The organism is Niallia circulans (assembly GCF_007273535.1).
Taxonomy (GTDB): domain Bacteria; phylum Bacillota; class Bacilli; order Bacillales; family Cytobacillaceae; genus Niallia; species Niallia circulans_B.
In genome coordinates this window covers 3206374-3230297 of record NZ_RIBP01000004.1, presented here as the reverse complement: position 1 = coordinate 3230297, position 23924 = coordinate 3206374, and the positions used below count along the sequence as shown (strand labels likewise).

At 38.4% G+C, this 23924-nt stretch carries 25 protein-coding genes; 23 read left to right on the top strand and 2 right to left on the bottom strand.

Features of this window, described 5'->3' with window-relative positions; translation table 11 throughout:
* Window positions 1-89 precede the first annotated feature (89 nt).
* From nadB to CEQ21_RS23835, 21 genes are all read left to right on the top strand, one after another.
* On the top strand, window positions 90-1667 hold the full coding sequence (gene nadB, locus CEQ21_RS23935) for an L-aspartate oxidase (protein ID WP_235907325.1): 1578 nt from the start codon (window positions 90-92) through the stop codon (window positions 1665-1667).
* A complete protein-coding gene (gene nadC / locus CEQ21_RS23930; RefSeq protein ID WP_185766702.1) occupies window positions 1636-2469 on the top strand; it encodes a carboxylating nicotinate-nucleotide diphosphorylase in 834 nt (277 codons plus the stop codon). The genes nadB and nadC overlap by 32 nt, the downstream gene beginning before the upstream one ends.
* 29 nt (window positions 2470-2498) lie before the next feature.
* The gene (nadA, locus tag CEQ21_RS23925; protein ID WP_185766701.1) at window positions 2499-3590 is read left to right on the top strand and encodes a quinolinate synthase NadA; all 1092 of its coding nucleotides are present in this window, start codon (window positions 2499-2501) and stop codon (window positions 3588-3590) included.
* A gap of 185 nt (window positions 3591-3775) precedes the next feature.
* Window positions 3776-5191 carry a hypothetical protein gene (locus CEQ21_RS23920; RefSeq protein ID WP_185766700.1) on the top strand — a complete coding sequence of 472 codons (1416 nt, stop codon included), beginning with the start codon at window positions 3776-3778 and terminating at the stop codon, window positions 5189-5191.
* 123 nt (window positions 5192-5314) lie between these two features.
* Window positions 5315-6271 (top strand): tRNA (adenosine(37)-N6)-dimethylallyltransferase MiaA, encoded by a 957-nt coding sequence (gene miaA, locus CEQ21_RS23915; RefSeq protein WP_419181627.1) that lies wholly within the window; start codon window positions 5315-5317, stop codon window positions 6269-6271.
* Window positions 6272-6316: 45 nt separating this feature from the next.
* Window positions 6317-6553, top strand: a complete 237-nt coding sequence (gene hfq, locus CEQ21_RS23910) for an RNA chaperone Hfq (RefSeq protein WP_127742850.1) — start codon at window positions 6317-6319, stop codon at window positions 6551-6553.
* A 180-nt stretch (window positions 6554-6733) separates the two neighbouring features.
* The gene (spoVK, locus tag CEQ21_RS23905; RefSeq protein ID WP_185766699.1) at window positions 6734-7723 is read left to right on the top strand and encodes a stage V sporulation protein K; all 990 of its coding nucleotides are present in this window, start codon (window positions 6734-6736) and stop codon (window positions 7721-7723) included.
* A 272-nt stretch (window positions 7724-7995) separates the two neighbouring features.
* On the top strand, window positions 7996-9261 hold the full coding sequence (gene hflX / locus CEQ21_RS23900) for a GTPase HflX (protein ID WP_185766698.1): 1266 nt from the start codon (window positions 7996-7998) through the stop codon (window positions 9259-9261).
* 9 nt (window positions 9262-9270) lie between these two features.
* Window positions 9271-10542 (top strand): methionine gamma-lyase family protein, encoded by a 1272-nt coding sequence (locus tag CEQ21_RS23895; RefSeq protein ID WP_185766697.1) that lies wholly within the window; start codon window positions 9271-9273, stop codon window positions 10540-10542.
* A gap of 109 nt (window positions 10543-10651) precedes the next feature.
* On the top strand, window positions 10652-11068 hold the full coding sequence (locus CEQ21_RS23890) for a MerR family transcriptional regulator (protein ID WP_127742842.1): 417 nt from the start codon (window positions 10652-10654) through the stop codon (window positions 11066-11068).
* 32 nt (window positions 11069-11100) lie between these two features.
* Window positions 11101-12438, top strand: a complete 1338-nt coding sequence (gene glnA, locus CEQ21_RS23885) for a type I glutamate--ammonia ligase (protein ID WP_185766696.1) — start codon at window positions 11101-11103, stop codon at window positions 12436-12438.
* Between the two features lie 148 nt (window positions 12439-12586).
* Window positions 12587-12784, top strand: coding sequence for a hypothetical protein (locus tag CEQ21_RS23880; protein WP_185766695.1), 198 nt, complete (start codon window positions 12587-12589; stop codon window positions 12782-12784).
* A 15-nt stretch (window positions 12785-12799) separates the two neighbouring features.
* The gene (locus CEQ21_RS23875) at window positions 12800-13069 is read left to right on the top strand and encodes a CPCC family cysteine-rich protein (protein ID WP_185766694.1); all 270 of its coding nucleotides are present in this window, start codon (window positions 12800-12802) and stop codon (window positions 13067-13069) included.
* A gap of 342 nt (window positions 13070-13411) precedes the next feature.
* A complete protein-coding gene (locus tag CEQ21_RS23870; RefSeq protein WP_185766693.1) occupies window positions 13412-13663 on the top strand; it encodes a hypothetical protein in 252 nt (83 codons plus the stop codon).
* Between the two features lie 631 nt (window positions 13664-14294).
* The gene (locus CEQ21_RS23865; RefSeq protein ID WP_185766692.1) at window positions 14295-14603 is read left to right on the top strand and encodes a hypothetical protein; all 309 of its coding nucleotides are present in this window, start codon (window positions 14295-14297) and stop codon (window positions 14601-14603) included.
* A gap of 324 nt (window positions 14604-14927) precedes the next feature.
* A complete protein-coding gene (locus CEQ21_RS23860; protein ID WP_185766691.1) occupies window positions 14928-15503 on the top strand; it encodes a DUF6944 family repetitive protein in 576 nt (191 codons plus the stop codon).
* Between the two features lie 222 nt (window positions 15504-15725).
* Entirely contained in the window at window positions 15726-15944 is a 219-nt protein-coding gene (locus CEQ21_RS23855; RefSeq protein ID WP_235907323.1) for a hypothetical protein, read from the top strand.
* A 96-nt stretch (window positions 15945-16040) separates the two neighbouring features.
* Window positions 16041-16352, top strand: a complete 312-nt coding sequence (locus CEQ21_RS23850) for a hypothetical protein (protein ID WP_185766689.1) — start codon at window positions 16041-16043, stop codon at window positions 16350-16352.
* 26 nt (window positions 16353-16378) lie between these two features.
* Window positions 16379-16810: a hypothetical protein gene (locus CEQ21_RS23845; protein ID WP_185766688.1), complete on the top strand. Its 432-nt coding sequence runs from the start codon at window positions 16379-16381 to the stop codon at window positions 16808-16810.
* Window positions 16811-17050: 240 nt separating this feature from the next.
* Window positions 17051-17281: a hypothetical protein gene (locus CEQ21_RS23840; RefSeq protein ID WP_185766687.1), complete on the top strand. Its 231-nt coding sequence runs from the start codon at window positions 17051-17053 to the stop codon at window positions 17279-17281.
* A gap of 125 nt (window positions 17282-17406) precedes the next feature.
* Window positions 17407-17634 (top strand): hypothetical protein, encoded by a 228-nt coding sequence (locus CEQ21_RS23835; protein WP_185766686.1) that lies wholly within the window; start codon window positions 17407-17409, stop codon window positions 17632-17634.
* Window positions 17635-17998: 364 nt separating this feature from the next.
* Here CEQ21_RS23835 and CEQ21_RS23830 read toward each other — a convergent pair whose 3' ends face one another.
* Both CEQ21_RS23830 and CEQ21_RS23825 read right to left on the bottom strand, forming a co-directional pair.
* Window positions 17999-19141, bottom strand: a complete 1143-nt coding sequence (locus CEQ21_RS23830) for a zinc-dependent alcohol dehydrogenase (RefSeq protein ID WP_185766685.1) — start codon at window positions 19139-19141, stop codon at window positions 17999-18001.
* A 98-nt stretch (window positions 19142-19239) separates the two neighbouring features.
* Window positions 19240-20151 carry a LysR family transcriptional regulator gene (locus CEQ21_RS23825; RefSeq protein ID WP_185766684.1) on the bottom strand — a complete coding sequence of 304 codons (912 nt, stop codon included), beginning with the start codon at window positions 20149-20151 and terminating at the stop codon, window positions 19240-19242.
* A 144-nt stretch (window positions 20152-20295) separates the two neighbouring features.
* On the opposite strand from CEQ21_RS23825, the gene gdhA reads away from it, so the two are divergent.
* Both gdhA and CEQ21_RS23815 read left to right on the top strand, forming a co-directional pair.
* Window positions 20296-21687 (top strand): NADP-specific glutamate dehydrogenase, encoded by a 1392-nt coding sequence (gdhA, locus tag CEQ21_RS23820; RefSeq protein ID WP_185766683.1) that lies wholly within the window; start codon window positions 20296-20298, stop codon window positions 21685-21687.
* Between the two features lie 649 nt (window positions 21688-22336).
* A complete protein-coding gene (locus tag CEQ21_RS23815) occupies window positions 22337-23836 on the top strand; it encodes a malate:quinone oxidoreductase (RefSeq protein WP_185766682.1) in 1500 nt (499 codons plus the stop codon).
* The last annotated feature ends 88 nt before the right edge of the window (window positions 23837-23924 follow it).

Below are 23924 nucleotides of genomic sequence, written 5' to 3'. Positions count from 1 at the left end.
TCACTTGGAATCTAAAAAAACACTTGTCATTAGTTTAAAACTATGTAAATATAAGTGTCAAGACACCTGTAAAATCAGGAGGGTGAATAATGAAAACAGATGTATTGATAATCGGCAGTGGTATCGCCAGTTTACAGCTGGCACGACAGCTTGCTTCTCATTTAAATGTGATGATTCTCACAAAGATGAGTCTTGTAACCAGTAATTCTTATTTGGCTCAAGGTGGCATTGCAGCAAGCATCAGCGCTAAAGACAGCTATGAACAGCATGCCCTTGACACAATAGAAGCAGGCCGATTTCATAACGATATTTGTGCTGTTAAAACCGTCACTAAAATGGCTCCTGTCCTCTTACATGATTTGGCAGCAGCAGGATGTGCATTTGATCAAGAGAAAAACGGTAACTGGAGTCTTGGTATGGAAGGAGCACATTCAGAGAATCGTATTGTACATAGTGGCGGTGATGAAACAGGAAAAAAAGTGATAGAGTTCCTTGTGGCCACAATGCCTGCTCATGTGACAATCAAAGAAGGCGTGTTTGTGTATGAACTCATCCTTTCAGACAAAGGCAGCTGCATTGGCGCAAAAGCTATAATGGCAGACGGTACAAAAAAACGAATTATCGCCAATCATATAATTATCGCCACAGGAGGATGCGGGCAAATCTATGAATATACTTCCAACGCAGCTACAATCACTGGTGATGGCATCGCACTTGCTTATTTGGCAGGAGCTAATATCATCAACATGGAATTTGTTCAATTTCATCCAACATTGCTGTATGTTGACGGAAAAACAGTAGGACTAATTTCAGAGGCAGTCAGAGGCGAAGGAGCAGTTCTAGTTACAGACAGCGGAGTTCCAATTATGGCAAATATTCATCCATATAAAGACTTGGCACCACGTCATATCGTAGCGCAAAGAATCTACCAATATTGGAAAAAAGGCGAGTCAGTCTATTTAGATATTGCAAATGTGGAAAACTTTGCGGAACGCTTTCCCAGTATTACAGCTAAATGCATACAGCATGGTATTAATCTGCAAAACAAAAAAATTCCCGTTGCTCCCGGCTGTCATTTTTTAATGGGTGGCATTGAGACAGATCTTGGCGGGAAAACGTCGGTCGATAGATTGTACGCCATTGGTGAGGCCGCCTGCACTGGTTTACATGGGGCAAACCGGCTTGCAAGTAACTCCTTGCTTGAAGGCTTGTATATGGGAAACGAGCTAGCTAAATACTTGAATGAAACAGGCAAGCAAAAATCAGAAACTACTCAGGAAGCAAAACCGATACATTTACAAAAGAAATACAAAAGTCTCCCAAGCATCAAGGAGCTACAACAACGAACAATGGCTTCTGTTGGAATCATCAGGACAGAAAAAATGCTACAGGAGCATCAATTATGGTTAGAGTCTTATTTAAATGGGGAAAAATGGGAAGTGCAAACAGCTAGTTCTGAAAAGGAAGAGCGGCAAACGTATTTTATGGTGCTGACAGCCTATCTTGTCACAAAAGCGGCCCTTATACGGACGGAAAGCAGGGGCGGGCACTATAGAAGCGATTTTCCCCAAGAAGTAGAAAACTGGAGAAAACAGAAAGTTCTCCTGAAAATGGAAAGGATTGAGGGTGCAAGTGATGAACGAAATAAAATTACGGCAGCAACTTGAAAGTTTTTTTAACGAAGATATCGGCGGTGGTGATATCACATCCGATAGCATTTTTCCAAATTCGCAGGAAGGCGAAATTATCTTCCTTGCTAAATCAACAGGGCTTTTTTGCGGAAAGGACATTATCAAGCAAGGCTTTTTTATTCTCGATCGCAAAATAGATGTTCGAGTCCATTTAGAGGACGGAGAAAGAATCGAGCCTGGCCAAACGATTGCCACTGTTAGAGGAGAAATTAAGAACCTGCTCAAGGGAGAAAGGGTTATTTTAAATCTTATCCAGAGAATGAGCGGAATTGCCACATTAACAAATAAAGCAGTAGAAGCATTAAACAGTGGTTATACAAAAATTTGTGATACAAGAAAAACAACACCAGGTCTGCGCATGCTAGAAAAATATGCAGTAACCGTCGGAGGCGGATTTAATCATCGCTTTGGATTATATGATGCAGTGATGCTTAAGGATAATCATATTTCCTTCGCTGGAGGAATAACAGAGGCAGTTCGGGCAGTCAAAAAATCAATAGGCCATATGATGAAAGTAGAAGTAGAAACCGAGTCATTCGAGCAAATGCACGATGCTTTAGCAGCAGGGGCAGATGTTATCATGTTTGATAACGTCTCACCAGAAGACATTGCCAAATGGATACCGCATGTTCCTGAAACGGTGACAACAGAAGCATCAGGCGGAATCACACTCGAAAATTTACCTGCTTATAAAGATTGTGGTGTCGATTATATTTCATTAGGATTTATCACCCATTCAGCAACAGCATTGGATATAAGCGTGAAAGCAAGCTTTTAGATAAAGGGATTATGAGGGGGAATGGAACGGTGAACTTATTAGAAAGTGTTAGACAGATTCCTGTGCATTATATGACTATGGAAATGAACGAACTTGAGGAGCGAGCAAAAGCAGTAAAAGATAGGCTTGGCGACAGATTATTCATTCTTGGTCACCATTATCAAAAGGATGAGGTGTTCCAATTTTCGGACGCAGCAGGTGACAGCCTGCAATTGGCCCAGATTGCTGCCGCAAACAGAAAAGCAGAATTTATTGTTTTTTGCGGTGTGCATTTTATGGCAGAAACAGCAGATATTCTGACAACCAATGATCAGAAGGTATATTTGCCTGACATGAGGGCAGGCTGTTCGATGGCCGATATGGCCGATATATACGAAACAAAGCGGGCCTGGGACGTTCTAACTCAAACCTTTGGAAGTACGATAATCCCGTTAACATATGTTAATTCAACTGCAGCTATCAAGGCATTTGTCGGCGAGCACGGTGGTGCGACCGTAACGTCTTCTAATGCAGAACAGCTGGTTGAATGGGCACTTACCAAAAAGGAAAGACTTCTGTTTCTCCCAGATCAGCATTTAGGCAGAAATACCGCCTTTAACCTCGGTATCCCTCTTGAGCATATGGCCATTTGGGACCCCATTGAAAATGAGTTAATATTTGAAGGGGATTTGGATAAGGTAAAGGTGATTTTATGGAAAGGGCATTGTTCTGTGCATGAAAACTTCACGACCGCCAATATTGAAAATGTCCGTAAAAAACACCCAGACATGAAAGTTATCGTTCATCCCGAATGCAGCCGCGAAGTTGTTGCCCTTTCAGATATGGCTGGCTCCACCAATTATATTATTACAGAGATTGAACAAGCTTTACCGGGCACATCCTTTGCTGTGGGAACCGAAATGAATCTCGTCAACAGAATAATTCAAAATCATCCGGATAAGCATATAATCAGCTTAAATCCTTATATGTGTGCATGCCTGACTATGAATCGAATTGACCTGCCCCATTTAGTGTGGTGTCTCGAATCGCTTGAGGACGGATTCGAGAGCAATCGCATCCTTGTCGAAGAGGCAGTAGCAAGCAAAGCGAGACATGCCCTCAACAAAATGCTGCACAGATAATCCATGCCATCTCATATTCTGTTTCCTTTTACATAAAAAATATGAAAAGGAAACAGATTTTTTACATTTCACTTGTCATAATATAATGACTTTTCCGTTATTACCCTATAAAATGGTATTGTTGGAATTCTATTCTAAGCTAGTTGTCAATATATACAGTGGGATAATAGAAAGGAAGACGTTGCTTGGCAGACAAGAATATCAGTGTTTTAAATCAAGAGCTTAAGAGGATTGCCAGCATCGTTGCAGATAACGATAATGAGGCAGCCATATTAATAGAAGAAACAAAGAAGGAAGCGTTAAATGCTATTATTCCAATAAAGTCAGAGCGAAGACTGTTAAAGCTGCTCGCTAAACAAGTAGAAAAGCAGCCAAGCGCAAGACAAAAAAATTCAATGCAAGTAAAGTTCACAGCTGGTCTAAGCAAAGTCGACAAACAGGGACGATTGCTGCTTGTTTTGCACTACTATAAGGGCTACAGCATCCAGAAAAGTGCAAGGATTATGGGGTATAGTGAAAAAGAAGCAAAGCAAATGCTGATGGATGCTTTAATGCAGTGGACTTCAGGTCAAACTGGAACAGACCTGCAGCAATTAAAACAGCAGCTGCATAAAGACTTAGCTTATATAGAAGATATGGAGGAGCCCCCTGAGTTTAAGCGTCCCTTCCATATCAAGAGATTTGCGCCAATTATAACCTTTTTATTGGTTTTGCTAATTGGCGGAGCAGGCAGCCAAGCATTAAAAGCTAAAGCGGAAGTTAATCCTGGTATCGATATTATGGACATATTTAAAGAGTCGATAGAGCAGGAAGAAGCATTAGATGAAGTACGTGCTGCAATTGCAAATGCAGGCTATCAGGATGTCTATTTTTCAGTGGATAGTAATGCAGAATATGCCTATTTGGAAATAGAAGGGAAAGACAACGAAGCCAAGCAGGAAGAGATTAAATCATTGGTAGAGGCTGAGATGCAGAAGCGGAATATAGATTTTTTTATGGAAACTAACTTTTATATACCAGAAGAAAGTCCACCAATGGAAGAAGTGGAAATGGATGAGGAAACAGCCATTTCAAATGAGATACTTGAAAAAATAAATAATCAATTATCCAAAAAAATAATGGATAAATTTGAGGTTAATAGTAATCTATTTTATCCTCTATTCGTTAGTTGGTCTACAGATGCATGGAGTATTGAGATTCCTGAGGAAATTGGCAAGAAACAAGAAGCAGAGGATATAACTCAAGCTATCCTTGATGAGTACAAGGACGATCGCAAATTATTTGTGGAAGAATACAGATATAAAGATCATGAACAAGCCTACATTTGGGGCGATGTTGTAGAATATATTAATACTGCCTTGGCAAGTTCAGAAAAGTATACATTCAAGGCAATGTTTGCAGAACCAGACGACGGTGTGATGAAGTTCGATGTTAGACTTTATTTATTAAAAGAAGACAAGGATGCTGAAATCATTGCAAGAGAGGTAAAAAGAAGCATCACAAGGTTTTTAGAAACAAGTGAAATCAAAGAAATATCAGAAGACAATCCTTACGAAATTATTGTAAGAGATAATAAGAATAAAGAAATAGAAACAGATTAAAGGAAAGTGGTGTATAATTCGGGAAAAAGAGGGCAATAATTGTTAGATGTTAAACGTAAGCATGTATTTATGGTACAATAAAAAAAGTCAAGATTACTTGTGCTAAAAAGTTATAAAAGGCAGTTGAATGGTTTGATAGACAAGGAAAAAGTTATTGTATTAATCGGTCCGACAGCTGTTGGTAAAACAAAGCTGAGCATTGAATTAGCAAAAAAATTCAATGGCGAAATTATCAGCGGGGATTCGATGCAGATCTACAGAGGGATGGATATTGGGACCGCTAAGATCACAAACGATGAAATGGAAGGGATACCACACCATTTAATTGATATTGTTGATTCAGATGAGGCCTTTTCTGTAGCTGAATTTCAAACATTAGTCCGCAGCAAAATCAAGGATATTACAAATCGCGGCAAAGTGCCGTTTATTGTTGGTGGCACTGGCCTTTATATTCAATCCGTGCTGTATGATTATCAATTTCAGGAAGCACCAACAGCAGACCCAGACTACCGGGCATCGCTAGAGGCTCTTGCCGATGAAAAAGGCACATTAGAGGTTCATAAAATGCTCGAGCAAATCGATCCCTTAACAGCGGCAAGCATTCATCACCATAATGTTCGCAGAGTTATTCGTGCACTGGAGATTTTCCATGTGACAGGAAATCGAATGTCAGAGCTCCAAGAGAACCAAAGTGAGGAAATGCTGTATGACGCAGCCATTATTGGCTTGACGATGGATCGAGAATTATTATATGAAAGAATAAACCTCCGAGTCGACAAGATGATGGAGGAAGGACTTCTCCCAGAGGTGAAGCATTTCTTTGATGCCGGCTTAAAGGATTGCCAATCGATTCAAGCAATCGGCTACAAGGAAATTTATAAATATTTTGAAGGCAGATCTTCATTAGATGACGCTGTTGCAGAGTTAAAGCAAAACTCAAGAAGATATGCGAAAAGGCAATTAACTTGGTTTCGCAATAAAATGAGTGTAAAATGGTTTGATATGACAGATAGTGTCAAATCTAATGACATTTCTAAAAAAATAAAGGAAATTTCCCGCTATTTAGAAGGAATGCTTTAGAATTAATCGAATACATAATAGCAGAGAGAAAAGAGGAGGATTTTCATGAAGCAATCAGTTAATATCCAAGACCAATTTTTAAATCAACTACGCAAAGATGGTACTAGTGTCACAGTATTCCTATTAAATGGATTCCAAATTCGCGGACTTATAAAAGGTTTCGACAATTTTACAGTATTATTTGAATCAGAAGGCAAGCAGCAATTAGTTTACAAGCATGCGATTTCCACTTTTGCTCCGCAAAAGAATGTTCAAATTGATTTAGAAGGCACACAAGCATAATCAAAAACTCCAGGCAGACAGCCTGGAGTTTTTTTTTTGCATTTTTTTGATATGTGTAAAATTAAAATTTTCACTAATGATTGAAGATGTTAGTGAATATACATTATTTATGGAGTGAAAAGAAACAGGCAAACATGCCTTATGTCATATTCGGCATATCCACGTTAGGAGGTGTGGCTTTTGGAGCATCCGATCCGGATGAAGAATAATGGACAGATTAGTGTTGTAATCAACTCGCAGAAAAAGAAGGTTCTTCCAAAAGAACTGCCAGAAGCTGAATCAATCCCGAAAAAAATGACAAGTGAACATAGCGCACTGAAAGAAATAGAGGAAGAGCTTAGCAGTCTTGTAGGCATGGATGAAATGAAAAAAATGATTAAGGAGATATATGCCTGGATATATGTGAACAAAAAAAGGGAGGAGCATGGCTTAAAGGCTGGCAAGCAAGCTCTACATATGATGTTCAAAGGAAATCCCGGCACAGGCAAAACAACAGTTGCCCGCTTAATCGGCAAGCTGTTTCAAAAGATGAATGTATTGTCAAAAGGACATTTAATTGAAGCAGAACGAGCTGATTTAGTTGGTGAATATATTGGTCATACAGCCCAAAAGACGAGAGACTTAGTAAAAAAAGCGCTTGGTGGCATCCTGTTCATTGATGAAGCCTACTCATTAGGCAGGGGTGGAGAAAAGGATTTCGGTAAGGAAGCGATCGATACACTTGTGAAGCATATGGAAGATAAACAGCATGAGTTTATTCTTATACTTGCAGGATATTCAAGGGAAATGGATTTCTTTTTATCTCTGAATCCTGGACTTCACTCACGATTTCCACTAGTCATCGATTTTCCTGATTACTCGACAGATCAGTTGATGGAAATTGGCAAAAGGATGCTTGTTGAACGAGAGTATACTTTAAGTCATGAAGCGGAGAAGTCGCTAAAGTCCCATTTGACGTATGTCCGTACAGGGCAAAATATGCGCAGTTTTTCAAACGGCAGATACATTCGCAATGTTTTAGAAAAGTCAATACGTGCACAAAGCATGCGCTTGCTTATGCAAGGTAATTATGACAAACACGAGTTAATGACATTAAGAAGCAATGATCTTATTTATGAAAGCACGTCAAAGCAAAATGAGGAAATACCAACAATGAACAATGGTTTTTAAACGTTTATATTAGGCAGGAACACTAAATTTCTCTGTGTTCCTGTTTTTTTGCATAAGTTAAGTTTTTGTATTTTTCTGTATGTTTTAATAGGAATTGTTAGGACGGGAAAAAATGCTGTTTTTCTCACATGGAATATGCTACTGTAAAGGAATGCGAGTCGCTAAGTGCGTGATTATTAATAGAAAATAATCGCATACTATTATTGTAGAAATAGTGAAGAAAGCGTTATTTTTGCTATAATATAGACAAAGGGTAGAAAGAGGGTTTTCTTTTGAATGAAACAAAAGAATCAACAGAGAAAGTAATCCTTGTTGGCTGTCAAACGACAGATGACACAGCAAGATTTGAATACTCCATGGAAGAGCTCGCAAGTTTAACGGAAACAGCACACGGTCAAGTGGTTGCTTCCATCACACAAAATCGAGACAGGATTCATCCTTCAACATACATAGGAAAAGGAAAAGTGGAAGAATTAGAAGTACTGGCAGAGGAAATGGATGCAGATATCATCATTTTCAATGATGAGCTGTCCCCAAGCCAAGTGCGCAATCTTTCCAAAAATATCGAAGCACGTATCATAGACAGAACACAATTGATTTTGGATATCTTCGCAGGAAGAGCACGCTCAAAGGAAGGGAAGCTTCAGGTTGAGCTGGCACAGCTGCAATATTTGCTGCCAAGGCTTGGCGGACAAGGTCTTCAGCTTTCCAGACTAGGTGCTGGTATTGGGACAAGAGGTCCTGGTGAAACGAAGCTTGAATCAGACAGACGTCATATCCGCCGCAGAATCGATGATATTAAAAGCCAATTGAATGTTATCGTTGAACACCGTGACAGATACAGAGAAAGAAGAAAGCGCAACAGAACATTCCAAATTGCGCTTGTAGGCTATACAAACGCCGGTAAATCTACGCTGTTTAACCGCGTGGCAGAAGCAGATTCCTTTGAGGAAAACATCTTGTTTGCGACACTTGATCCGATGACACGAAAGGTCATTTTGCCGAGTGGATTCAGTGCGCTTATTACTGATACGGTTGGGTTCATCCAAGACTTGCCAACAACGCTCGTTGCTGCGTTCCGCTCCACATTAGAGGAAGTGCGTGAAGCAGATTTGCTGTTACATGTTGTTGATATGTCAAATGAGGAATATTATCAGCATGAGGAAACGGTGCATAAATTGCTTGCAGACCTGGAAATCCCTGCGATTCCGCAAATCACCGTTTATAACAAGCGCGATCTTACGCATGCAGACTTCGTGCCGTCCTCCAAGCTTGACAGTATCGAGATCAGTGCCTTAAACGCAGATGACAGAATGAGACTAAAACAAAAAATTGAAGACACGATGATTGAGAATATGGAATATTATGAAGTTGTCGTTCCAGCAAGCAATGGTAAGCTGCTGGCGCAGCTGAAAAATGAAAGTATACTTAGAAGTCTTGTTTTCGAAGAGGAAGAACAGCAGTATACGTGCACAGGCTATTGTTTACATGACACAAGCCTTTCCGGACAGCTGAAAGCTTATAAAGCAACACGATAGGAGAACATTATGTACGATCAATTAACATTTGGTGATAAACTCCGAGTTCTTGTCGGAGAGGTAGAAGAACAAGTGAAGGAAGTTCATAAAACAATAGATGAACGAATTGACGAAAATCAATTTCGCGTTCTGAAAAGCTTTCAAAACAACAAGGTGAGCGAATCTCATTTTATTCCAACAACAGGCTATGGATATGATGATTTAGGAAGAGATACGCTAGAACGAATTTATGCAGAAGTATTCGGCGGAGAGTCAGGACTTGTGCGCCCGCAAATCATTTCAGGTACACACGCGATCAGCATTGCGTTATTCGGAGTGCTGCGTCCAGGAGATGAGCTTCTGTATATTACGGGAAAACCTTACGATACACTAGAAGAAATCGTCGGAATTAGAGGGAATGGCACAGGCTCCTTAAAGGAATTCGGCATTTCTTATAATAGTGTTGCCTTAAAAGAGGACGGACGCCCTGATTTCGAAAAAATCGCGTCAAGCATTAAGAGCAATACAAAAATGATTGGTATCCAGCGCTCAAAGGGCTATGCAACAAGACCATCCTTTACAATTGCAGAAATAAAGGAAATGATTGATTTTGTTAAGGAATTGAAAAGCGATGTTGTCGTATTTGTGGACAATTGCTATGGTGAATTCGTAGAGGATCTTGAACCATGTCATGTTGGTGCAGATTTAATGGCAGGATCTCTTATCAAAAACCCAGGCGGCGGTATTGCCAAAACAGGCGGTTATATTGTTGGGAAAGAAAAATTCGTAGAAGCATGCTCCTATCGGATGACATCTCCAGGCATTGGAGCGGAGGCTGGAGCATCTCTATACAGTCTGCAGGAAATGTACCAAGGATTTTTCCTTGCACCACATGTTGTCGGACAAAGCTTAAAGGGTGCTGTGTTTACTGCAGCTATGCTTGAAAAGCTTGGGATGAATTCTGCGCCGAAATGGAATGTGCCACGCACAGACTTGATTCAATCGGTGCAATTTGATGATAAGGAAAAGATGGTCGCATTCTGCCAGGCTGTGCAGTACGCATCACCAGTCAATTCCCATGTCACACCATATCCAAATTACATGCCAGGCTATGAAGATGATGTCATTATGGCAGCAGGAACGTTTATTCAAGGTGCAAGCATTGAGCTAACTGCAGACGGTCCAATCAGGCCGCCATATGTCGCTTACGTACAAGGCGGATTAACGTATTCTCACGTAAAAATTGCTGTATGTATGGCAGTTGACAGATTATTGGAACAAAAGCTGATTACGTTATCATAAAAAAATCTGCATCCAGAGGTTAGAAATTGTAACATTTGTTGACAATAAATCTATCCAAAACTATAATGAAGTTGGGTAAATATAATCAATCTAAAGGAGCCGAATCGCTATGTCTGGTAGTCAAATTCGTCGGTCGATGCCTCTATTCCCAATTAGTATTGTCATGCAGTTAACAGAGCTGTCCGCTCGACAAATTCGCTACTATGAAGAGCACGAATTAATTGCTCCAGCAAGAACGGATGGCAACAGGAGACTGTTTTCCTTAACTGATATTGACAAACTATTGGAAATTAAGGATCTAATCGATCAAGGTGTTAACCTCGCTGGGATTAAACAAATCTTCTCAGTGAAGGAAAAGCAAGTTATAACAGAAGATGTAAAGAAAGAAGCAGAAAAGGCTCGCAGAGAGCTTACAGATGAAGACTTGCGTAAACTTTTGCGCAAGGAGCTGTTGAATGCAGGACGTTTTAACAATAATGGCCGCAATTCAATGGGACAGGGAGGATCTCAATTTTTTCAGAGATAGATATTAAAGGGACTTAAGAGGAGGAAATAGCCGTGGCAAAGAACTATTCAAAAGAGGATATCAAACGTTTTGCAGAAGAAAGTAATGTAAAATTCATTCGACTTCAATTTACGGATATTTTAGGAACAATCAAGAATGTTGAGATTCCAATCAGTCAGCTTGATAAAGCCCTCGACAACAAAATGATGTTTGATGGCTCTTCCATCGAAGGATTTGTAAGAATTGAAGAATCTGATATGTACCTATATCCAGATTTGAATACATGGGTTGTTTTCCCATGGACAGCAGAAAAAGGCAAGGTTGCACGACTTATCTGTGATATTTACAATCCAGATGGCACACCATTCGAAGGAGATCCGCGTAACAACTTGCGTCGTGTTCTTAAAGAAATGGAAGCTCTCGGCTTTACTGATTTCAACTTAGGACCTGAACCAGAATTCTTCCTGTTCAAATTGGACGAAAAAGGGCAACCATCCCTTGAATTGAACGATAACGGAGGCTACTTCGACCTAGCGCCAACAGACCTTGGCGAAAACTGCCGCCGCGACATCGTGTTGGAGCTTGAAGAAATGGGCTTTGAAATCGAAGCATCTCACCATGAAGTTGCTCCAGGACAGCACGAAATCGATTTCAAATATGCGGATGCAGTTACAGCATGTGACCAAATCCAAACATTTAAATTAGTCGTAAAAACAATTGCACGCAAACACGGACTGCACGCAACATTCATGCCAAAGCCATTGTTCGGCGTTAACGGCTCAGGAATGCACTGTAACCTTTCCCTGTTTAAGAACGGTCAAAACTCATTCTATGATCCAAACACAGAGCTTGAAATGAGTGAAACAGCACTACAATTCATCGCTGGTATTGTTAAGCATGCAACAAGCTTTACAGCAATCACTAACCCGACTGTAAACTCTTACAAGCGCTTAGTGCCAGGCTACGAAGCACCATGTTATGTAGCATGGTCAGCTCGCAACCGTTCACCATTAATGCGTATCCCAGCATCACGCGGCCTAAGCACACGCGTTGAAGTACGCAGCGTGGACCCAGCAGCTAACCCATACCTAGCAATGGCAGCCTTGCTAGCAGCAGGCCTTGACGGAATCAAAAACGAATTGACTCCGCCAGCACCAGTAGACCGCAACATTTACATCATGAGCAAAGAAGAACGCCTTGCAGAAGGCATCGTTGACCTGCCATCAACACTTGCAGACGCATTAACAGAACTAAAGCAAAATCCAACAATGATTGACGCTTTAGGAGAGCATATTTTCGTACACTTTGTAGAAGCTAAAGAGATTGAGTGGGATATGTTCCGCACACAAGTGCATCCATGGGAACGAGACCAATACATGGAAATGTATTAAGTAGAAGAAGCCTTGGTATATCTAATACCAAGGCTTTTTTTATTTGTAAATAAGTGCATTATAAGTGAATATGATATTACCTAAATTTAGTTCTAATTAGTTTAATAGTACTTATTCTTTCATGTCAAACAGAAATACATCAGCAGAAATGAATGAAGGTGTTGTTTTTCTAATTGAAACTAATATATCTACCGAAGTAGAAGTAGCTGAATACAAAGTAGACCTACAAGTATTTGAAAGAAAAGAAGTTAATACAAAAGAACCGAAATTAATAGAATTTGAGGTAGTAACAGCAGATAATACTATAACTGCAATACATAACGAACTGGTAAACGCAAAAAGATAAATATAGAGGTGAAATATGGGAAGGAAACTATTTACATGTCCTTGTTGTGGATATAAAACGTTGTCTGAATTGAATTCCTGGGAGATTTGTGTTGTATGTAGGTGGGAAGATGATCCGCTACAATCCGATGAGCCTGATTTTGCTGGCGGAGCAAATGTGGAATCTCTTAGAGAAGCTCAAAAAAGTTGGAATGAATTCGGTGTATATTCAAAAAACTTGCTAGTTGAGAAAAATGATAGAGCTGCATGGAGATATGAAAAGGACAGTAATTATAAACCGTTATAACAATAATAATTTATTTTAGTTATTTATTTAGAAAAACCCTACTTTTTCTGAGTAGGATTCATTATATGTTATGTAAAAATAGTTAGATATTTTCTAATTGTTGTTATTTAAACCAGCATTGATAAACGAAGTGCAATTGAATTAATACTTTTAAACAAAATCGTTTCATCCAGATTTCTGTGAAATGTTAGAAAAGGGAGAAGTAGTAAATTCAAATTATGCTCAAAGCAATACATTCGAAAATTCTACTACTAAATGGGAACTGATTTATAAGCTATCGCCTGGTGACCCAAATCAAAAGCTGAACAATTAGAGATTATTAAAAAAGCATATAGCCTTAGAATGATGACTAATGATGATTGGCTATTAAGAAAGTATGAATCTAAAGATATTCTAAATGGTCTAAGCAATACAAATGCTAAGTCGATTAATTCTGGATTAGCCTTTATTGAAGATTCATCTATGAGTAAAATGCATGCAAAATGGAGGGAACAATTATTAGAAGGTATTAAAAAAACGTATGAGGATGGTATCGCATATAAGGACAATAAGTTTTTTAGATATCATGTACTGAAAGCCTATTTCTTCGGATAAACTCTAATGGTTCTCCAAAAGACTTTTTATTCTTGGAAAGTCCCAAATCTAAGAAGGAGAATTCCTTTGTACCATTTACCATAAGTTAGCTTGCTTAATAATATCAAATAAAAAAAGCCAACTTATAAAAAAGTAGGCTCATTTTTGATTACTAAATTTATCTTTAAAATATAGGTGATCAACTTTATGTTTCGTGGCCATTAATTGAGATGCTAAGACAGCGGTGTACACGGTTGTTAGAAGAATAGCTAAAACTCCTATTCCAAAAATATAATTGTCTTTATGCACAAGTATAACCTCCTTCCTTGTAATATTGTTATCTTCTCTAAAAAGAACATGTTTATACAAGATAAATATCGAAAATATTTTGAACAAAAAAGGAGAGGGATAGATGAAGCGGAATTCTGAGACTGAGATTTCTATGATAATTTATGTACATAGGAATTCCTTTTTTAGTTAGAAGTATTCCTTAAAAGTCTATAGAGGTTAACTTTGTTATCTTTAAATTAATTAATAAATTCAAGCATCCCAGCACTGTAGTATTTTATGTTGTTAAATCATTTTTTTCTGGTCACCTTTTTAATACCTCTGAATAATATGCCCTTGAGTTTAACTAAGGGGGAATTTGGGTATGGAAAATGTTAGAGGTTATGAAGAATCTTCATCAAGTCAGCACCATCATAAAATGAGTCATCATCATAAGTTTCAGCAAAAATGTACGAAACATCTATTTCAATTTGTCCAAATAGAGACAAAGGATGATGAGGTTCATCAAGGTATTCTGCACAGTTTTGATGATGAAAATGTTTATTTGTTAGTACCAAGCCAAGGTGGCAATGATAATAGTCGCTTGTTTGTTCCGTTTGGAGGCTTTGGGCTGTTCGGATTTCCTGTTTTCGGAATAAGAAGGTTTGGTCCTTTTTATCCAATGTGGTGGTAATGAAAATTTTACAAATAGCATAGATTGGATATGCACACAAATACATGTATGAGAATAGCTTGAACCTCAAATGAAAGAAGCTGCTATAAAGTAGGCGGAAAAATCCCTGTATTTCAGTAGGGATTTTTTTGACCTATTTAGGCTTCGAGTTATACATAAGTAATGATAACTGTTTAAAAAAAGTATCCTCCTTCGCTTAAAAGGGGAGTTAGACGGCTATCACAACGAAATTACTATTACTTTACATGGAACAAATAAAATCAGGTCCAACAAACTAATTATAGAATACAATATACATAATCAACTTGGTTTGGACTGATTTAAATGAATGGTCACTGGAAAGAAATTATTGGTTCCCTTTTCTCTACAATTGGGACAATACAGGCTGCTATTGGCAGTACTCCCCAATTTCATTTAGATAAAGATCAAAGCTATCAACTAAGACTTGTTGGCAATGTGTTGCAAGCGTCAGGGAGTGCGTTGTCAGCTGATGGTCAAGGAACAATATCTCTAGAAAAGTTAGGAGATGAAATTCAAGCTGTTGGCAACTCAACGGTCATAGCTGGTTTGGTGCTTTATGGCACATCAAATACAGACACAGAGCAACGACTTATAATAACCGGTAACTGGTTGCAGGCATTAGGCAGCTTTGTCGGTCTGGCAGATGAGTTTTTTGACAGTACGGAGGATGGAAGAGCAGAGAATATAACCGGTAATTTATTGCAAGGTATTGGTAACTCGATGCAGGCTATAAGTGGTGATCGAGTGTTGCATGACAATCAGAACGATGGACAATTTGGCGTTATCGGAAGCTGGATACAAGCAACAGGCTCGTGTATTTCGCTTATCGGACAAATCCAAGAGGAGCTGGAGGAAATTCGTCTTAATATTAATGAGTAATATTTTTATTAAAAGCAAAACTCCAGTAGTTTTGCTTTTTTGGTGAGAAAAATACAATATAATTTCAAAAGATTGTTCACATACATAGAAAAACTAGGTATAATAGTTAGAAACATAATATGGAAAAGGAGTTATAATTTGCTTTATCCGTTTTTGGGTCTTATTCTACAAATAATCTATTTACTATTAATAACTATTTTTAATTTTGCAAGAGTACAGGTTATGGAGCTATTCTCGGTATATCCCATCGCTTTTATTGAGTTATTTATTGGTGCAGCAAGTTTCATATGCGGATTAATTGGCTTTATAAAGAAAGCTAATATGATCCTGTCGTTTTTTGTTATGGCGTTAGGGATAATGATTATTTTCCTATTTGTGTTTATGTATCTGTTACCTGAAGCAGGCAGTCCTCCACCAATTCCGCTGTTTTATTCGGAATAAAAGGGGGCTAAAATGAGTCAAGCTTCTTCACTTATGTCCTTAATTCGCAACTCTGCTGTTATAAAAAAATACTAATGATCTAAAGGAGAAATAAGCATGTTTGATTATGCTTTCCTTAATATCGGCAGCATCCTGTTAGGATTAATTGCTTTGGCGATTCCTACATATTGTCTAATAAAAGAGCATGGAAAAAGTATAGTTCTTAGCAGTATCAGCTATGCGGCTTGTGCGATTTCTCTTTGTCTTCAAATTTTCTATAACTATTATTTAGTAAAAAGAGAGGACTGGTCTGCGCTTTTAGATACAATAGGTGCAGTGGCAGGCGCTTCAGCAGTACTTGTAATCGTGACAATCTTCTTGAACGTAACCTCGATCCTTGTTCATACTAAGCTGCAAAATAGGTCATAATGCATAACTAGGAGGATAGTTCTTGTATGAAAAGCTTTATTAAATTAAATGCAGTTGCCTGTGTTTATGCATTTTCAATAGTGATTCCTCTTGAGTTAATGGCAAATGTATATAGAATCAGCAGACTGACAAATTGGGATATACAAAAAGTAAATTTATTTACGGAAGCTACATTGATGCTTGATATTATCGGCGGAACCATTCTGCTGTTTTTCCTAACAAGGAAATGGTTTAACGGAAGCAACGTAAAATATTGGACAACTATACTTTGGGTACCTTATCTTGTGTTGTTTATTTATATAATCGCCTCGTTGTTTCCGATAACATATGCTGGTGATGTTCAGAATTCTAAGACTGGTTTTTTTGTAATAGGCGGATTGATTGTGTATCCTTTTTATATTCTTGTCCTTAATTTTGTTGAAACTTTGAGTCGTACTAAATCAACAGAAAACAGGTGAGTTTCTGCTGAATCATATATGGTCGCTATTTGGCCATTTAGTTCAATTTCATCAGGATATATCTTTTACGTAAACGAAAAGACATGTTATTGTTACTATACAGAGGAGGTGAAAAGAGGTGTGGTTAGTTAAATTGCTTATAGCTATTTAACTTGTTTCGTTGCTTCACATTTTATTTAGTTAAGGAAAATATCCCCTTTAAAATAGATAAATTAGAACCAAGCACAATAAGCTGAACCAATGAGCTTTAAACCACGTCTTTTTATCAATATGGAATTTATGAAAAAATACTCTGATTTAGTATTTTTTATAGTAGCAGTTTGTTACTTATGTATGCGTGTTTTTACCGATTTCTCAATCGGTGGCGGCTTACAGTTAGGTGCAGATATCATCGTGCTTATTGGTGCCGTAATGTTTATTATATCTATGGTGCATATGTTAATCGGCCGCAGAAAAAACAAAAGTACTTAAGGGAAGAGTTCCTGCAAAGCATTCAAATTAGTTGGATGCTTTTTTGTATGGAAGAAAATATTGGAAGGGTATTAATCGTTTTTTTTTCTGTAAGGTAGGGAATGAATATAATGAGGTGATTGGATATGGAATACAAGAAAAAATCTAAGGGATTAATTAATGCCCATACCAACATGGACAACCCTGAACAGTATCCGACAGAAAACGAAAGCCTTTTTGATATGTTTGAAAGTGAACAAACCGTTGATGCCATACCAATGGAAGATGTTAAAGAGGAATGGCGCGAAGAAAAAGCAAAACATGATACGAAAAGCACCTCTTCAAGTGAAAAGAAATATAAAACGGGAATGTGATGAGATGAAACAGCTGCTTAGAAGCGGCTGTTTTTTTATTTAGTAAATTTTGAACGTCAATGAGAAAGCAGCAGGAGAAAATAGTACTACCTTTCTTTTAAAATAACATACCGCTGTTAATGGAATGATTTAAAAGACCTATATTAATATAGGAAAATACAAAAGGAAATTTCCACATAAATCCCTTTATAGATTATCCGAAAAGATGGATTCAATATATTATTCCCAGCTTATCGAAGGCAGTACGAAAGAATAAAAAGGGAAGTAGAGTTAAAGTGTACCATATACTAGTAAAAGCAGTGGTTAGTTTAAATGGTTTTTTTAACAAAAAAGACTCAGCCGACCAGCCGAGTCTTCCTCTCAATCAAGGCTTTAGAATAACCTTAATCACTTCATCTTCATGGTCGTTGAACATTTTATAGGCATTACTTGCGTCATCAAGTGATACGCGGTGTGTGATGATTTCTGTTGGATCGATTTCTCCGTTTGTGATTTTGTCGAACAGCATTGGCATATAGTGGATGACTGGGGCTTGGCCTGCTTTTACGGTAATGTTTCGTTCAAAGATTTGTCCGAGTGGAAACATATTGTATTTGGAGCCGTAAATGCCTGTTAATTGAATTGTGCCGAATTTGCGTACAGCGTTCAGGCCGATTTGGATGGCACTTAAAGTTCCGCCTTGAATTTTTAGCTTTTGTCCGATGGCTTCCATCGTTGATTTTTTTCCATCCATGCCAACACAGTCAATCACGACGTCTGCACCGCCGCCGGTAATTTCTTTAATGAAATATCCAGCATCCTCATGCTCGTCAAAATTAATTGGCTCGACCTTGTTCATCTTTTTGGCATGATTTAATCTGTAAGGAACATTATCAACGGCGATAACACGCTTAGCGCCTTTCATCCAAGCGAATTTCTGGGTCATTAAGCCCACTGGTCCACTCCCTAATACAACGACTGTATCGCCTTTTTTTACGCCAGCGTTTTCCACACTCCAATAGGCAGTTGGAAGAACATCAGACATAAATAGAAGTGCTTCGTCTTCTAATTCACAGCTTTCTGGAATAACAAAGGGCATAAAGTTACCGTAAGGAACACGAAGTAATTCTGCCTGTCCACCTTGATAGTCGCCATATCGCTCTGTAAATCCGAAGTATGCGCCAGTATCTGCGAGCTGTTTATTTGGATTGGAATTATCACATTGGCTTTCCATTTCATGTTCGCAATAATAGCAATGGCCACAAGAAATGTTAAAAGGAAGGACAACTCGGTCGCCTTTTTTTACCTTCGTTACTTCAGACCCAACCTCTTCAATAATACCCATTGGCTCATGTCCAATTACATAGTCCTTTTCAGCTGGTACAGCACCTTGGTAAATATGCAAATCAGAGCCGCAAATAGCTGTCGATGTTATTCTGACGATGATGTCATCTTTTTTATGTAGCTTAGGATCTGCCACCTGTTTAACTTGTACATCTTTTGCACCTTGATAAGTGACTGCTTTCATGAATGTGAAGCCTCCTCTTCGTTTGGATTACTTTATTCTTACCCAAATTTATCGCTGGCAAACTATTTCACAATAGAATTAAGTCGCATATCCATTCTTTATTGTTTAAATTCATTTAACCGTTCATATGTTTCAAGCAGGAAATCATAGAATAATTCTTCTGTCGGCAGCAGCTTCCGTTGCGTTGGATAGATGACACCGACTGTTCTCGTTAAGTTTGTATCAACAATAGGCACAATGACAGTTGAACGCGGGGTGTTATCAACGAGAGTCATTTCTGGCATTAATGCTACACCTAATCCTGCAGACACAAGACCTTTAAGTGCATCAATATCCTTGCCCTCGAAAGCAATCCGTGGTGAAAATTGCGCTTCTTTGCAAGCTTGTATTACTTGTTCGCGAAAAACAAACCCCTCTGGGAGCACACAAAAAGGCTCATCCTTTAAATCACGCAGTCGTATCGACGATTTTTGAGCTAAGTGATGATGATTAGGAACTAAAGCGACAATATTTTCGGTGAAAAGCGTTGCTCCTTTTATTTTCGTCTCTTTTTCCTGATTTGGCATTGGGGCAATCATTGCTAAATTAAAGCTTCCGTTTATAACACCGTCGATTAAATCATAATAAAGAGCATTGCTCATTTGAAATTTGGCTTCCGGATATCTAGTGCGGAAAGCATAGATTATCGATGGCAAAGTATGCGCTGCCATACTAATTGGAAAAGCAATCCTTACCGTGCCTTTTTCAGGATCTAAATATTCCTTCACTTCTCGTTTGGCGTCCTCCATCATGTTCCACACTTGCTTCATTCGTTCAAAGAAGATTTTTCCTAAAGGTGTCAGCTTAACACTGCGGCCTTCTCGTATAAACAGCTCAACGCCAAGTTCATTTTCCAAGTTAAAAATTTGTCTGCTGACAGAGGATTGTGCAACATGTAATATATCTGCGGCCTCTGTGACATGCTCTCGTTTTGCTACTTCGAGAAAGTACTGAATTTGTCGCATTTCCATGGTTATCATTCTCCTAATGCGTTTAACGCATGAATTTCATCCGAAATTAGTATTGGAACTATCAATTACAAAATTATAAAATGAAACCACTTGAAAGAAAAGGAATTTTCTAAACTTTAAATTATTTTTAGGGGCTGAATTGTTATGGAAGTTGTCGAAGCATTGGAAAATACGGTTATGAAAGATAGAGAGAATGCAGAAGAATATGTGAATCGTTTATATAAATTGGTGCAAGATCGCAATCCAAATGAAGCTGAATTCCACCAGGCAGTTAAAGAGGTGTTGGATTCTTTAGTTCCTGTACTTGTAAAAAATCCTGTTTACATCAAACAGGCAGTGTTAGATAGAATAGTAGAGCCTGAGCGTATGATCAGCTTTAGAGTGCCATGGGTTGATGATAATGGAACTATTCAAGTGAACAGAGGATTCCGAGTTCAGTTCAATAGTGCGATTGGGCCGTTTAAAGGTGGATTGAGATTTCATCCAACTGTTAATGCTAGCATCATTAAATTCCTCGGCTTTGAACAAATCTTTAAAAATTCATTAACAGGACAGCCAATAGGCGGAGGCAAAGGCGGGTCTGATTTCGATCCTAAAGGAAAATCAGATATGGAAATTATGCGTTTTTGTCAAAGCTTCATGACAGAGCTAAGCAAACATATCGGACCTGATATTGATGTGCCTGCAGGTGATATTGGAGTTGGTGCAAGGGAAATCGGCTATATGTTTGGTCAATATAAAAAACTTAAAGGTGCATTTGAAGCGGGAGTGCTGACAGGAAAAGGAATTGGCTATGGCGGGAGCCTTGGCAGGAAAGAAGCAACAGGCTATGGATTAGTTTATTTTGTAGAAGAAATGCTGCAAAGTAAAGGTTTAAGCTTTAATGGCAGCACTGTCGTTGTTTCCGGGTCTGGTAATGTCTCTATTTATGCAATCGAAAAGGCGATGCAATTAGGTGCAAAAGTAGTTGCATGCAGTGATTCAAGCGGATATATTTATGATCGTAATGGAATCAATTTGGAAACTGTTAAGCGCTTAAAGGAAACAGAGTCAAAGCGAATCTCTGAATATGTAAATGTTCATCCTGAGGCACTTTACCATGAAGGCTGTACAGGGATTTGGTCGATTCCTTGTGATATTGCATTACCAAGTGCAACTCAAAATGAAATTGATAAGATTGCTGCAGAACGTCTTGTATCAAATGGAGTAAAAGCAGTTGGCGAAGGTGCAAATATGCCTTCTACACAAGGTGCTGTTGATTACTTTATGGAACACAGCGTTTTATTTGGTCCAGCAAAAGCCGCTAATGCAGGGGGTGTTGCGGTTTCTGCATTGGAAATGGCACAAAACAGTGCTAGGGTTGCTTGGACAAAAGAAGAGGTAGATAGTAAATTACAGGCTATTATGAAGGACATTTATACAAAAAGCATGCAAGCAGCCCAAGAATATGGGATGGCAGGGAATTTTGTTGCCGGAGCAAATATAGCAGGCTTTAAAAAGGTTGCAGATGCAATGCTTGAACAAGGTGTCATCTAAAGTGAACAGAATAAATCAGGAAGGTCACAAGACTGTGGCCTTCTTAATTTATATAGCAAGATATTACTTTTCTTCATTAACGCATCGTTTATCATAACAAAATAGCGTTTAAGATTCCTTGCTATTAAGATTTATATGCATGAGCAAAAACAATCTAAGAAGGGCTGACATACATAGGGAATTGGAGCGGTTTAGCTACTGTTGTCAGTTATGAAAAGCAGAAAAAACCTTCTTGGTTCATAACATATTATTAAAGATAATTATTTTTTTGAAATAATATTCTCGAAGAGTTTTTCTTATTGCTTTTTCTAAATAGATGTATGTGGTTTTAATAAAATACATTCTTTTTGCATACATTGTGGAAAGAGGGTATACATATTGCATCTTAAACTTTAGGCTGTAAGTGGATTTTTTTCTGGCGAAAACTGCTTTAAATGGGGATTTATACTTATAAAAGAAGTTCAAAGAGAACTTATCCTTTTTTAAATGCTGTAAATAGTATATAATTATCAGATAATGGTAGATAATTTTATTTGTAAATAATTATAATAGTTAATGAGAGTATCAAAAAACGAAGACAGAAATGGTGTGTTCATAAAGAGCGCCTGCATCCTTTCTGCGAATACACTAATGTAAAGGGAAGGTTAATATGAGCAAAAGAGAAACTAACACAGATGTTTTCTTAATTGGTACCGGAATCATGAGTGCAACATTGGGGACACTTCTGAAAGAATTAGTGCCTGACTGGAAGATTACAGTATTTGAGAAACTTGCAAACACAGGAGAGGAAAGCTCAAACGAATGGAATAATGCGGGGACAGGGCATGCTGCGTTATGTGAGCTGAATTATACTGTTGAAAGACCAGACGGATCGATTGATATCAGCAAAGCAATTAATATTAACGAACAATTCCAAGTTTCCATGCAGTTTTGGTCTTATCTCGTTAACAGTAAGCGCATACATAACCCGAAGGATTTTATTATGCCATTACCTCATATGAGTTTAGTTGAAGGCGAAGAAAATGTTAGTTTTTTAAGGAAAAGATTTAAAGCGCTGTCAAACAATCCCTTATTTGCAGGAATGGAATTTTCCGATAATCCAGAAAAACTGCAGGACTGGATTCCCCTTATCATGGATGGCCGCAATGGAAATGAACCGATTGCAGCCACGAAAATTGATTCAGGAACAGACGTTAACTTCGGTGCATTAACACGCATGCTGTTTAACCATCTTGATGATAATGGTGTGACAATTAAATATAAGCATAGTGTTCATGATTTAAAACGGACTAAGGACGGTTTATGGGAACTGACCGTACGTAATCTGCAAAAAAACACGATTGAACGCCATACTGCAAAATTTGTGTTTATTGGAGGCGGAGGCGGAAGCTTGCATTTGCTGCAAAAATCAGGTATTCCAGAAGGCAAGCATATTGGCGGCTTCCCAGTTAGCGGTATTTTCATGGTGTGTAAGAATCCTGATATTGTCAATCAGCACCACGCAAAAGTATATGGAAAGGCTAAAGTCGGTGCACCGCCAATGTCCGTGCCCCATTTGGATACACGCTTTATTGATAATAAAAAATCGCTGCTGTTTGGACCATTCGCTGGCTTTTCGCCGAAATTTTTGAAAACTGGCTCTATGTTTGATTTAATCACGTCTGTAAAACCAGATAATATTTTCACCATGCTGTCAGCGGGTGCAAAAAATATGGGATTAACTAAGTATTTGATTCAGCAGGTGATGTTGTCAAAGGAACAGCGCATGGAAGAACTGCGTGAGTTTATTCCGAATGCAAAGATGGAGGATTGGGATTTAGTAGTTGCTGGCCAAAGAGTGCAAGTAATTAAAGACACGGATGCTGGGAAGGGAACGCTACAGTTCGGCACAGAGGTAATAACAGCAGGTGACGGCTCCATTGCAGCACTGCTTGGCGCTTCACCAGGCGCTTCCACAGCAGTTCAGGTCATGCTTGAGGTACTCGACAAATGCTTCCCACAGCATATCGAAGAGTGGAGGCCGAAAATTAAAGAGATGATTCCTTCATATGGTCTTTCTTTAATGGAAAACCCAGCATTATTAGAAGAAGTCCATACATCAACAACTCAGTCCCTCATTACTACTGAAAAAGAACCGTTTTACAGTTAAAAAAGTTATGATAAAGGTTTTTACTATAGAGATGCTTTCCTTTTTAAGGAGGCATCTTTTTTAAATGTGTTATTGCTTTTAAAATGCT